Origin of the sequence: Mesorhizobium sp. AD1-1 (genome assembly GCF_020164655.1) — a bacterium.
Taxonomy (GTDB): domain Bacteria; phylum Pseudomonadota; class Alphaproteobacteria; order Rhizobiales; family Rhizobiaceae; genus Mesorhizobium; species Mesorhizobium ciceri.
The window spans coordinates 225,844-237,933 of sequence record NZ_JAIUGP010000010.1 but is presented as its reverse complement, the minus strand read 5'-3'; the positions used below and the strand labels follow the sequence as shown (position 1 = coordinate 237,933).

Below are 12,090 nucleotides of genomic sequence, written 5' to 3'. Positions count from 1 at the left end.
TGGCGGGGGTGGGCCGCCGCAAGCACAAGCTAATATATGGCCGACCCTGGTGCTATGGTGCTATCGCGGAATGGCTGGTCGCTTCGGCCCTGAGCCGATCCATGAGGGCGAAGCTCTGGCCAAGGCGATCATTGAGACGGTGGAGCGCTTGACGAAGTAAGCCCGTCGCTGTGAAAGGACACAAACAGCGACGGGCCTTTTAACAGAGCTTGGATTTGAGGAGGGGATCTCAACCAAGCTGCAAACCCAACCGGGATTTCAGATACAGGTTCCAGCGTTACGAAAGATTTGATCACAGGTGGCCCGCCACCGTCTCGACACCAGCGGCGGGCCTTGCTCGGCTGTCTCAAGGAGATTTCCTACCAAGCGAATCCCGAACTTCGATTTCAGAGACATGTTCCCAGGGCGTGGGACAGACATTTCAGCCTTTACAGGAAGGCTCGATCTGGGAATATTGTCCTCGGATGGGGCGACTCTCAAAAGGTGTCGCAATGGCTAGGTCAAAATCCTCAAAGCAGTTATCACAGGCTGAATCGAGCGCTTCCTGGTGGCAGCGGAAGCGCTGCACCTAAGCATAATCAAGCCGTTCATATCGCCATATTGCGACCACTACAGGCAAACGCGCGTCCTGCATGAGGTGTCGTTGATGGCCGTGCGGGACGTCACCGGGAAAGAGGTCGCGTTCATCCGGTGGAACATCACTGGACCGGTGCTGCCCTCTAAGGGTGGGTAAGCGCCTAGCGGGGATCGATCAGGCCGAACCCGCAGAACTGACAATGCCAGCGATGCGGATAGCGACGGCATCAAGTCCGCCGTCGTAAATTTTCGTGAGGACGTGTTCCGCAGCTTCAGCCCGTTGGGCAGTGCAACCGCGAAGGTCGCCACCGCCCAACCTTGCCGGCCTGTTGGCGACGCAATCCCAAACTCCCCACAATCCATCGCGCTCAATATGACAATAGAATCTGTGCTTGTGATTTTCCATGCAAGGTAAACTCCCCGCATCCCCATTGGGGTCCAATCTATCCAGGAAGGTGGTTAATGGGCCCGCGTTTGCCGATCGCGCTTTAGGCTGGCCGCAGTGGTCCGTCGCCGCACGGTGGACTGCTCACTGCACCGGCCATTCTCCACGACACCAGCGCGCGTCAGACGGCTGCCGATGCGGATCGGCGAGATGCGGGAACAGAGTTCAGACGCCCACGTTTTTTCCCCAGGTCACGCGATTTGCGCGTGTAGAACAAACGGAGGAAAAAATGAGTATCAAAATGCTTACGACGGGCGCGATGGCGCTCGCAATAATGACCGGCTCAGCGCTGGCAGGCAGCAGCACCACTTCCGCGCTCGATGATCCTGCAAAGATGTCACCTTTCTTCACGGATGCCGGCATGAAAACCTTGAGGTCGGAAGCGGATTTCAAGACCGCATGGATGTCCATGAAACCGGATGAACAAAAGGCGGTGCTGAAAGACTGCGGCGACACCACGCTCAACAAGTCGCACGCTGATTTCTGTGCCATGGCCAAGAAGATGGGCGGCTGAGAATAACCGCTCTATAGCGTAGTTCTCGAAATCATTTGGCCCGCAGCCTTAGCGCGGGCCTTTTCCGCAGGCCAAATTTGCGATGCAAGGTTGCTAAGCGCTGCCGTCGGTCTCGCTTTCCTCATCGATCATCCGGACCGGCAGATAGGCGTTCGTTTCCAGCCACTCACGCAAGACGATTTGAATGAGGTCCGACCGGCCGATTTCCATTTCGGGCGCAATGGAGCTCAATGCGTCCTCTGTTGCTGGCTCGAGCGGGAGGCCGGCAACGTTCCGCAGCATCAATGCAGCGCGCCGAAGCATGATCTAAGATCCGCCCGAGACATGTCGGCCATACCATCGGCTGCACTCTCAAGTTCAAGGCGACGATGAAGGCATGGTCCAGCGGCTCATGTTCGGCATCTTCATTGATGTCACAGGGAGGAAACAGGCGGAGGAGGGCAGGGAGCTTCTGGCCGGCGAAATGAGCCACCGCGTCAAGAACCTGTTGACCATTGCCTGGGCTAACCGCTCACTGCTACATGACAGACCGACAACTGGAGTAGTTATCTATTGTCGCCCCGCTAGGAAAAAAGACCGGCGCCTCGCTGGGAGGTTGCCCGAATGGCACCGGCCAGACGGTCCTTTTCAGGTCCGCCGCTCTCCATAGATAGCTGAGTTTTCCCGTTGCGTCAGGTGGGTGCGGACTACGCTTTGGCTTTCCGCTTCGCTGGTGTCCTCTTGGCGGGTGCTACGAGTTCAACCTTGCGGCCAAGCCCGATGGACTTCGCCAGTTGCGAGCGCTGAGCGGCGTAGTTCGGAGCTGTCATAGGGTAGTCGTGCGGCAAGTTCCATTTGGCGCGATAGGCGTCCGGTGTCAGACCGAAGTCCGTGCTAAGATGCCGCTTTAGGGATTTGAACTTCTTGCCGTCTTCGAGACAGATGATGAAGTCCGGCGTCACCGACTTCTTCGGGTTGACCGCGGGAGTTTGCGGTTCAACGACAGTCGAGATCGGCGTGCGAAGTCCGGACAACGAAGCATGAACCGATGCTATCACGCCCTGCAAACCAGACACCGGCAATGGATTGTTCCTGACATATGCTGAGACAATGTCGGCGGTTAACTCAGCTAATTCGGCAGCGCGGGTGTCGGCTAGGTCGGTCATTGGTTGGTCCTTTTGTCTGATTTGTCCCCTCTCTATTGGTTGGTGATCAACGACGCAACCGCCCTCCTGAGCCTGGTCTGTCGAACTGCAGTGAAACCGACGCAGAATTCGTACGGTCTTCGGGCAATCCTTTGATGTTGTTTCAGAAGTAGTCGCGACCGTGGAGCGAAAGAGATTCGTGAAGCGAAGTTGCCTGCCCAGCATCCGGTCTGCCTGGGGTTCCTGGAAGTTTTCGAACGTTCTGGGTCGCTTCGCAGTCCGAATTGCGGGTGCTCATGGACAAAGTAGGATACTAGCGGCTTTTGCATGGCTCTGGAAGGGATCGACCCCTTGGCACGTTGCGACCGATAGCGCGACGGTACGACTTCCAAGTACCATGTTTTGAACGGCAGCTTCGCGCCTCAAGTCAGCCGTTGAGCTGGCCCCGGCGGAATCCCAAAAGCAGAAATTCGAGCGAACAGGCGAACCGGCACGCTCCCACCCAGAACTGGACGCCCAGCGGTCATTAGCGATGAGTTCGATCTCCAGCCGCAAAGTAAGCGAGCTGGTCGCCATAGATCTTCTTGAACGGCGGGCGAGCCCAGACGCGTTCACCGCTCAGATAGGTCGCATAGCCTGAGATGACGCGCCCGCTCTTAGGGAAGTGCGTTGAGCTTCGCTAGCTGCGGGACATATGAAGCGCGACACGATTTCGTCCTTCCGATTTGGCACGAAACAGAGCCAAATCTGCGGCGTTGACGAAATCGTTTGGCGTCTCGTTCTGGGTGGGCACCGCTGTTGCGACGCCAACGCTGATGGTCACGCGATCCGGGCCGTGGGGTATGTTCAACTCCCGCACGCGCTGGACGAGGTGCTCTGCGATCGCACTCGATTGCTCCAGTAAACTGTCGACCAGCACGATGACGAACTCTTCGCCGCCGTACCGAGCAGCGAGATCGGTGGACCGGCCTGCACCACTCTGGATTACGCCGGCGATTTGCTTGAGCACCTCGTCGCCGGCCATATGGCCATAGGTATCGTTGTATCGTTTGAAGTTGTCGGCATCGATCATTAACAGCGACAATGGGGACTGTGCGCGAAAAGCGCGCTTCCATTCAGCCGTCAGATATTCATCAAAATAGCGCCTGTTGCCGAGACCCGTCAGGCCATCGATCCGCGTCAGACGTTCAAGCTCGAGATTTGCACTGATCAGCTGTCGCTGGCTTTCCCTTAGCGCTCGGTATGCCGCGTCTCGCTGGACGTGGTCCAGATAGGCCCGCGTGTGATATCGAATGCGTGCAATCAGCTCGATACGGTCCGGCAGTTTGACGAGATAGTCGTTCGCTCCCGCAGCGAAGGCTTCGCCCTTGGTGGCTGGATCTTCCTTGCTAGACAACACAATCACTGGGACCGCGCGTGTCGACGCATGCTTCCTGTATTCTTGCACCAGATGCAGCCCATCGACCCCGGGCATGACGAGATCCTGCAGGATAACCGTTGGCTTTACCTCATCCGCGACCGTCATCGCTCTCAACGGGTCGGTGCAGAAGTGTAAGGAAATATCGGGCTCGTTGGCTAAAGCACGCCTGACCGCCTCGCAAACCATGATCTGATCGTCGATGAGCAGAACCATGGATGAATAGTTATCTGCGAGTGGCGGGACCAACTCTGGTTCTTGCGTCATCTGACGAGCCCTTTCACGTGGAGCGTTCGCAGGCTTCGATTATACGTGAGCCGATCGCACCCAAAGGAAGAATATGAACAGCCGCGCCGATGTCGGCAGCGGCCTTCGGCATGCCATAGACGGCACTGGTTGCTCTATCCTGCGCGATTGTGAGATGCCCCTTGTCGCGGAGCTGTCTCAGCCCGCGCGCACCATCTCTGCCCATGCCTGTGAGCAGGACACCAATCACCGAGCCAGGCCACCATTGCGCCGCACTTTCGAAGAACACATCCACGGACGGCCGATAAACATTGTCCTTGGGGCTGGGCGTATAGCCAAGTTGCTGAGCTGACTTGAAAACCAGATGATCTGCAGAACTGGCTACGAGAACAGTGCCCGCTTGAGGACTATCCTTTTCCCGCGCCGGACGGATCGGGAGAGGCGTATGCTGTCCCAGCCAATCAGTAAGCCCCGGCACGAACTGAGCATCGAGATGCTGGACGAGCACGATCGCGCCGTCAAAATCAACGGGAAACGCACTCAGGACTGCGGCAACGGCGGCCGGCCCGCCCGCGGAGGCGCCGATTGCAATTAAGCGTCGAGGTGTCGGCTCAGCGTCACGTGACATCCGCCTTTTTGTCTTGGCCGGCGCATCACCGATCAGCTTGCCGATCGTCGCAATCTTGTTCGTTAGAAGCCGTGCGGATTGCGAGGACGCGTTACCTTCGATGCCTACTGACGGAATATCGACCGCGTCAAGCGCGCCATGACCCATTGCTTCGTAGACACCGACGAGGTTGGCTTCGATACTGGCGGTCACCAGCAGGATCGAGCAGGGGGTTTCCGCCATGATTCTGCGCGTCGCTTCCACGCCGTCCATCTCTGGCATCGCTAGATCCATGAGTATCAGATCCGGCAGATCACGTCTGCAGACCTCGACCGCCTCACGCCCATTGGTCGCGACCCATGCGACCTGATGTTCGCCGGTCGACAAGACCAGCCGGCGCAGAAGTTCAACCGCCATCGGCATGTCGTTGACTACGCCGATTCTCATACGTTGGTTTCCAATTTCGATCTCATTCTGTCGCCTCGCCAATCATGTCCACGACAGCATGGATTAGCGCCTCGTCCTGAAAGGTACTCTTGGTCAGGTAATAGTCCGCACCGGCGTCAAGCCCGCGCGCGCGATCTTCTTCCCGATCCTTGTATGAAACGATCATGATGGGTGTGTTCTTGAGATGAGCGTCCTTTCTGATCAAACTCACCAGCTCGATGCCATCCATGCGCGGCATGTCGATGTCGGTGACGACGAGATCGAAAGGACCAGACCGGACGGCATTCCACCCGTCCATACCGTCGACTGCCACTTCGACCTCATAACCGTAATTGCCCAGCATCTTGCGCTGGAGTTCGCGAACCGTCAGTGAATCGTCAATCACGAGCACGCGCTTGCGCCTGCTCGGCTCGGGACCGCCCGCGGCGCGCCGAAGAGCTCGAAATCCGCTGGACGACGCAAGCTTCTCCACCGATCGGATCAGATCATCAACGTCGAAGATCAGAACAGGCGAACCGTCTTCCATCAGGGCCGCTGCGCTGATGTCCTTGATCTTGGCAAATCGTTGATCGAGAGGTCTGATCACCAACTCGCGTTCCCCGAGAAAACGGTCAACGATCAGGCCGTACGCATCGCCCCGACCCGTATCCACGACGACGACCGAGAGTTCGTCCGGTTCGGATCCGGGCTCACCTCGATCCAGCACCTCGCGCGCGGTGACCAGCCCGATCTGTCGATCGTTCAAGCGAAAATGCGGTCGGCCCTGCAGGAGGTTGATCTGCATCCGCTGCAATTTGATTGTCTTGGAGATGGCGGCGAGTGGAAACGCATAGGGCTCGCCATCGACTTCGACGAGTAGTGTGCGCAGGACTGACAACGTCAGCGGCAGCTGCAATTGAAACCGGGTTCCACGACCAAATTCCGAGGAGACGCTCGTGATTCCGCGGACCTCCTTCGTCATGGCCTGCACTGCATCGAGCCCCACACCACGGCCGGACACGTCGGTGAGGCCCGCTTTCATCGAAAAGCTTGGCAGAAACAGGAATGCGAGCAATTCGGTTTCGCTGAGTGTGTCAGCACTTTCCCTAGTCGCAAGCTGCCGGGCGATGACAGTCTCGCGCAGCTTCGAGAGCTCGATCCCCTTGCCGTCGTCCACCACGGCTATCTGCAGTAGCCCGGCACTATGCCTCGCTTCGAGCCTGATGAGCCCCTCTTCGGGTTTCCCCATCGCGAGGCGCTCCTCAGGCGATTCAAGCCCATGGTCTACAGCGTTGCGCAAGAGATGGCCCAAAGGGGCATCGAGGCGCTCGAGGATATCGCGGTCGATGCCGGTCGAGCCGCCTACGATCTCCAGTCGCACCCGCTTGCCAAGGGTACGACCGAGGTCTCGGACCGTTCTCGCATAATGTCGCACGCCGTCCTCGAAAGGCCGCATCCGGCTCGCCAACGTTTCATCGTACAATCTGTTGGCAAGATCGGTCGCTTTCCGATCCACTGAATCCAATTCATCGAGACGCTCCGCCAGGAACGCTTGGCTCAACCGAAGCTTTCGCTGGGCTGAAGCCAGCGCCTCCACCGCTGCCCCATCGTTTGAACCCGGCGGCAGCAGTGCATGAAGATTGTCGAACGCACTTGCGAGGTCCGATTGAAGGCGCTTCAGCCGCAGCAGCCCGTCGGCGAATGGCCTGAGCCGCCGAGCTTCCATCAGCGACTCGCCAGCCAACCCGAGCAATCGGTTCAGGCTTTCTGCCGTCACCCGAACCATTCTATCAGAGCCGACGATGGCGTGGGCTTGCGGCACCGTCCCAACGAGGAGGTTCGCTGAAGAAGTCGTCGCCAGCTGCTCCAGGGCATCATCTGAAGTTGCGAAATCAGCTGCTGAATCTTGGGGCCTGGGCTTTGCCTCGGGGAGGGATAATTCCTCGAACTTCGCCAGAAAGGTTTCAACTTCTGAGTTGGCGGGCTCGCTCGATGATCCCGATGCGATCAATTTCAGAAGGTCAGAGCCTTGCAGGAGCGCATCTATATGCTCTCGTCCCACTCTCACATTCCCACGTTGCGCGGCCACCAGGCAATCTTCCATCGCATTTGCGACTTTGACCGCGGGCATCAGGTCGATGATGCGGGCAGCTCCCTTTAGGGAATGCGCGGCACGCATGCATGCTTCCAGGGCATCGGCGGCAACGGGATTGCGTTCGAGTGCCAGAAGCCCAGCCGTTAGCGCTTGTGACTGCGTCTCCAGTTCGGCCTGGAAGAGGCTGAGCATCGAAACCTGGCTAAAGTCCTCATCTGTCATGCCATGCTCCGATCTAGCATCGTGAGCAGTTGTCCTGGGTCAAGACAGCCAACTGCCCGTCCCTGCCAGGGCAGAACGGCAACAGTAGCGGCCGACAGCGCCTTTCCGATCGTGTCTGACACAGCGAGAGTGTCGCGTGCCCGGTAGCGGTGTAAGCCGTGGATCTCATCAACCGTAAAGGCAACTCGCTTGTCGCGCTCGCCCACCACGACTAGGCGGCGAAATACCTTGGTTCGCGAGCTTTGTTCCTCCTCCTTGCGCTCGTCTATCCCGAGCAATTCGGCCAGGGACAGGCAAATGAGCAATTCACCACGGACATTCGCAATCCCGAGCAGTGCACTGTTTCTGCGATGTGGAAGTGAATGAACGCGGCGAGATTCAGCCACTTCATGAAAAATGCCGACCGGAAGTGCCAGCCATTCTTCCCCCAAACGGAAGAGAACGGCCGTCTGCAGCGCCTCGCCGTCGGCCGGATCAGTCCCTGCTCGACGAGCGTGACCAGGCCATTGGTCGCGATATGCCGACGGCGCCGCACGGTCGAGGAGGTGTCGTGCAATCTTCTTATGGGTCGGGCAATTCCGGCAGTGGAGATGCTGCTCCAGTAGCGGACATGACTTGTCACCCCGTACGCCTATTTGCCGCCAGCAGTCGTCGAACTCCTCCGGCTGAGCGATCCCTGTCGAAGCCGCCATCAGCTGCCGCTCCTTTTCTGGACCCGACCTAGCCGGCCGGCCAGGGCCTCGGCGCCGTTATGGTCACCTTGCTTGCGAAGCAGCAAAGCCAGATGGATGAGAGCTTCTCGATGATTTGGCGCCAGATAGAGCGCCTTGCGATAGCTTTGCGCGGCTTGGGGTGCAGCGCCATCCGCATCCTGGACAAGGCCCAGCAAGTAGAAGATTTGCGCGGAAGGACCGAATTCCTTGAGATGCGCCAGGGCGACCTCCTGTGCGTCCTTTACCCGTCCTGCATTGGCGATCCGTTCAACCGCGATGAGGCTTTCCGAGGCCTGCGAAAGCGGCTTGGCCGGCGTCTGTGTACGACCCTCCGTTCCAATTGTCGGTTGGGGCGGAAGAAGAGGCTTGCTCTTGTTGACCTTCGGGGTTCGCATCGGCACCGGGATGGCGGCCGAAACTTTCGGCGCCGTGGTCTTCACGGGCTCCGATTTCAGGAAGGCAAAGGCCAATGGCCATTCAGCGGAAATAAAGCCATGCAACCTTGGAAGAGCTGCTTCGGCCGGACCAACCAGAAAGAGTCCGTCTTTGGCCAGCAGGTCCTTCAGGCAGATCAACGCGCGATCCTGCAGCTCTCGATTGAAATAGATCAGCAAATTGCGGCAAAGCAGAATGTCATAGACCTCTTGCCCGAAAGACGCGCGAGAGCCGAACAGGTTTCCTACCCTGAACCGAACCTGTTTCAGCACCGCAGCAGTAGGTCGCAACCCGCCCTCGGCCGCTTCGAAATAGCGATCCTTGAATTCGAGATGGCTGCCGCGAAACGAATTACGCCCATAGACCGCGCGTACAGCCGTCGCGATATTGCGGCTGCTGACGTCCACGCCATCGATCTTGAACTCGTGCGCCTCAAAGCCGGCATCGAACATGGCCATGGCGACCGAATAAGCCTCTTCGCCGGTTGAACATGGCAGGCTCAGGACTTTTATCGGCTGAGCACGCTTGTGCATGCGCGCATGTCGCGCCAGCATCGTGAACGCTTCGCGGTCGCGAAAGAACCAGGTCTCCGGGATCACCACCGCATCGACCAGCTCCTGCAGCTCCTGCGAGGAACCGGTCAAGTGTTGCCAATAGGCCTGAAGGTTGGTTATCCGGCATGCTGCCATCCGCTCTCTGACCGCCTGACGGACCACAGTCGGACCAACGCTGGCACTGTCCAGTCCGATGGCATCCGTCAGGAGCGTTTCTATTGCGCCGGTCATTGATCATCCATTGCGGACTGGCGGAGCAACGCGGTACGAATCTCTTCCGAAAGCAGCGCTTCCACTTTGACCCACTGAATGATCTCCGAACTGTCGGAAGCCACCGGCCCAAGATAGGGCGGAGTTCCTGGTTCAAGTCCGAACGGCGCGAAATCGGCAGGGTCTCGCTCAAGCGTATCCGTCACCCGTTCCGCGATCAGTCCCAGCAGGCGCTGCTCGCCATCATGCGCCTGATAGCGCGTCACAACGATCCGGGTGCTCAATAGGCGCTCTGACGGCCGGCCAAGCGCAAGAAGAGTAACATCGATCAGCGGGATGGGTATTCCGTTATAGCTGACCAGACCCACCACACCAGTTGGCGCACCCGGCAGGACCTTCACATCGAGACGAGGCAGCACCTCTTCAATTTGGTGGACATCGATCAAGTAGCGATCCAGACCCATGCTGAAGGCGAGAAATAGCATTGTCACCTCCTACTGCCGGCTCGCTACGCTCTCAGTTTGAACCTCGAAATGCTACTTCGCATGCCACCTGAGACTTGATTGAGCTCGTCGATCGCGAGCGTCGATTGCTGAAGGGATTCGACTGTTTGCTGGGCTGCCTCACTCAGCTGGGTTAGCGTGTCGCTGATCTGCCCCGCGCCGGTCGCCTGCGCTTGCATGCCTTCATTGGCGATTTCGAAACGTGGCACCAGCCCCTGAACCTGCTGAATGATCTCGAAGAGCTGCCCGCCGACCTGCTGGATTTCCTGCATACCCCGGCGGACCTGTTCGGAAAACTTGTCCATGCCCATCACCCCGGCCGCGACTGCCGATTGAATGTCTTTGACCATCTGCTCGATATCGTAGGTCGAGACGGCCGTTTGGTCCGCGAGCCTTCGGATTTCTGTCGCCACCACTGCAAAGCCCCGGCCATATTGGCCGGCCTTCTCAGCCTCGATGGAGGCGTTGAGCGACAACAGGTTCGTCTGATCGGCCACTTTGGTGATGGTCGTCACCACCTGATTGATGCTGCCAGCCTTCTCGCTCAGGATCCCGAGTTTGGAATTGATCGCCCCCGCCGCGTCCATTACCTGCTGCATGGTTTCTTCCATACGGGTCAGCCCCGCTTGCCCTCCGCCGGCGACGGCAGCCGTTTGCTCGGCAACTGTCGAGACCTCGTTCATCGTGCGGACGAGCTCGTTTGATGTGGCCGAGATTTCCTTGGCTGTCGCGCGGATTTCTGTTGTGGTCGCTGCGATTTCAGTCGCAGTTGCCTGCTGTTGCTTGGAGGTTGCAGCGATCTCAGTTATCGATGTGCCGACCTGTATGCTGGACCTTTGAACGTGGCCAATGAGGGTTGTGAGATCGTCCGCCATCGCGTTGAAGCCGTCGGCAAGCACGCTGAATTCGTCTCTGCGCCTCAGATCGAGGCGTTCGCTGAAGTCGCCTTTCCGCATCAATTGAACCGCGTCGATCAAACGGGTGAGCGGACCTGTGATAGCGCGAAACAGCTGGTAGCCCAAAAGAAGGGCTAGCCCGAGGGCTATCAACAAGCCAACGCTCAAACCGACTTCCGCCGTGCTAACAATCGAGCTGATCCGCTGCGTCGCGCTGTTTGCCTCGCCTCTGTGATCCTCAACCATGGCCTGCAAAGCGGACAGCAATTTCGCAAAGATCGGCTCTACCGTGTTCTTGATGGCCGGGCTTTCATTGGGAGTTTCACCTTTCGACAAGGCAGCCCGGCTCGTCTCCAGCACAGCAGTTTCAGCCAGACGAAATTGGTTGGCGAGTTCCTTGACGACTGCATAATTCTGCTTGTCGATGTCGGAGACGATTGTTGCTTCATAGTCGTCCATCGACCGCTGCACTTGGTCGCGATTGGTCGCGATCGCGCTTTCAAGCGTGCTTCTACCCGACGGGTTGTCCTGAAGGGCATATTCCTGAAGCAGACTATGAGCCGTCATCTGGCCCATCATGATCTCGGTGCTATGATAGAGGTCTGGAAGGATACCCTTCTCGACCTCAGTGGCCTCCTGTCCCGCCTGAAGAAACCAGGCATAAGCGATGACGGCGATCACGGACATGACCACCAGAACAGCAGCGAAACTGACGAGGATGCGATGGCGTATTGTCAGACTCGTCATTGAACCGTTCCACCAATGGGGGCATCGTGGGCTGCGCGACAAGCGCTCGTTCCGACAGGGCCGTCGAAAAGCGCTAGTCTGATGCTGAATGGTTTCTTTTCCGTTCCATTACTAATAATGGCGATGCGGCTCGCCAGAAGTGGTGGTCGAAGGACGTCCTTCCGTCGACGCACATCAGCCCGACATCCGTGGGGGGGGGCACGCCAGCGTCAACCGGAGGGTGGATGATGAGCTACTTGAATCCACGAGTTGAATGGCTGCTTAGGCCAGGTCGATGCCCGAAACCAGACCTACTGCATGCGGCCCCAAAGCCGACGGCAGCCGGTTCTACAACTGACCATCGACTGGGGTTTCTGGAAG

10 protein-coding genes and 2 pseudogenes are annotated in these 12,090 nt (G+C 58.3%); 3 read left to right on the top strand and 9 right to left on the bottom strand.

The window, feature by feature from the left end; translation table 11 throughout:
• Window positions 1–491 precede the first annotated feature (491 nt).
• Window positions 492–733, top strand: a pseudogene (locus tag LB519_RS20205) (hypothetical protein).
• A gap of 517 nt (window positions 734–1,250) precedes the next feature.
• Complete coding sequence (locus tag LB519_RS20200) at window positions 1,251–1,535, top strand: hypothetical protein (protein WP_224620969.1); 285 nt, start codon at window positions 1,251–1,253, stop codon at window positions 1,533–1,535.
• A 93-nt stretch (window positions 1,536–1,628) separates the two neighbouring features.
• Here the strand turns inward: LB519_RS20200 and LB519_RS20195 are convergent, their stop codons facing one another.
• The gene (locus LB519_RS20195; protein WP_411909259.1) at window positions 1,629–1,838 is read right to left on the bottom strand and encodes a hypothetical protein; all 210 of its coding nucleotides are present in this window, start codon (window positions 1,836–1,838) and stop codon (window positions 1,629–1,631) included.
• 55 nt (window positions 1,839–1,893) lie between these two features.
• On the opposite strand from LB519_RS20195, the pseudogene LB519_RS20190 reads away from it, so the two are divergent.
• Window positions 1,894–2,040: pseudogene (locus tag LB519_RS20190) on the top strand (histidine kinase); the annotation flags it as partial.
• 181 nt (window positions 2,041–2,221) lie between these two features.
• Here LB519_RS20190 and LB519_RS20185 read toward each other — a convergent pair.
• The 8 genes from LB519_RS20185 to LB519_RS20150 form a co-directional block, all read right to left on the bottom strand.
• Window positions 2,222–2,680: a MucR family transcriptional regulator gene (locus LB519_RS20185; protein WP_224620967.1), complete on the bottom strand. Its 459-nt coding sequence runs from the start codon at window positions 2,678–2,680 to the stop codon at window positions 2,222–2,224.
• A gap of 658 nt (window positions 2,681–3,338) precedes the next feature.
• Window positions 3,339–4,292: a PleD family two-component system response regulator gene (locus LB519_RS20180; protein WP_318011937.1), complete on the bottom strand. Its 954-nt coding sequence runs from the start codon at window positions 4,290–4,292 to the stop codon at window positions 3,339–3,341.
• Window positions 4,293–4,356: 64 nt separating this feature from the next.
• Window positions 4,357–5,376: a chemotaxis response regulator protein-glutamate methylesterase gene (locus LB519_RS20175; protein ID WP_224620965.1), complete on the bottom strand. Its 1,020-nt coding sequence runs from the start codon at window positions 5,374–5,376 to the stop codon at window positions 4,357–4,359.
• A gap of 22 nt (window positions 5,377–5,398) precedes the next feature.
• On the bottom strand, window positions 5,399–7,672 hold the full coding sequence (locus LB519_RS20170) for a hybrid sensor histidine kinase/response regulator (RefSeq protein WP_224620964.1): 2,274 nt from the start codon (window positions 7,670–7,672) through the stop codon (window positions 5,399–5,401).
• Entirely contained in the window at window positions 7,669–8,364 is a 696-nt protein-coding gene (locus LB519_RS20165) for a chemotaxis protein CheW (RefSeq protein WP_224620963.1), read from the bottom strand. Before LB519_RS20165 ends, LB519_RS20170 begins: the two co-directional genes overlap by 4 nt.
• Complete coding sequence (locus tag LB519_RS20160; protein WP_224620962.1) at window positions 8,364–9,605, bottom strand: CheR family methyltransferase; 1,242 nt, start codon at window positions 9,603–9,605, stop codon at window positions 8,364–8,366. Before LB519_RS20160 ends, LB519_RS20165 begins: the two co-directional genes overlap by 1 nt.
• Entirely contained in the window at window positions 9,602–10,069 is a 468-nt protein-coding gene (locus LB519_RS20155) for a chemotaxis protein CheW (RefSeq protein ID WP_224620961.1), read from the bottom strand. The genes LB519_RS20160 and LB519_RS20155 overlap by 4 nt, the downstream gene beginning before the upstream one ends.
• Before the next feature lie 23 nt (window positions 10,070–10,092).
• Entirely contained in the window at window positions 10,093–11,730 is a 1,638-nt protein-coding gene (locus LB519_RS20150; protein WP_224620960.1) for a methyl-accepting chemotaxis protein, read from the bottom strand.
• Window positions 11,731–12,090 lie beyond the last annotated feature (360 nt).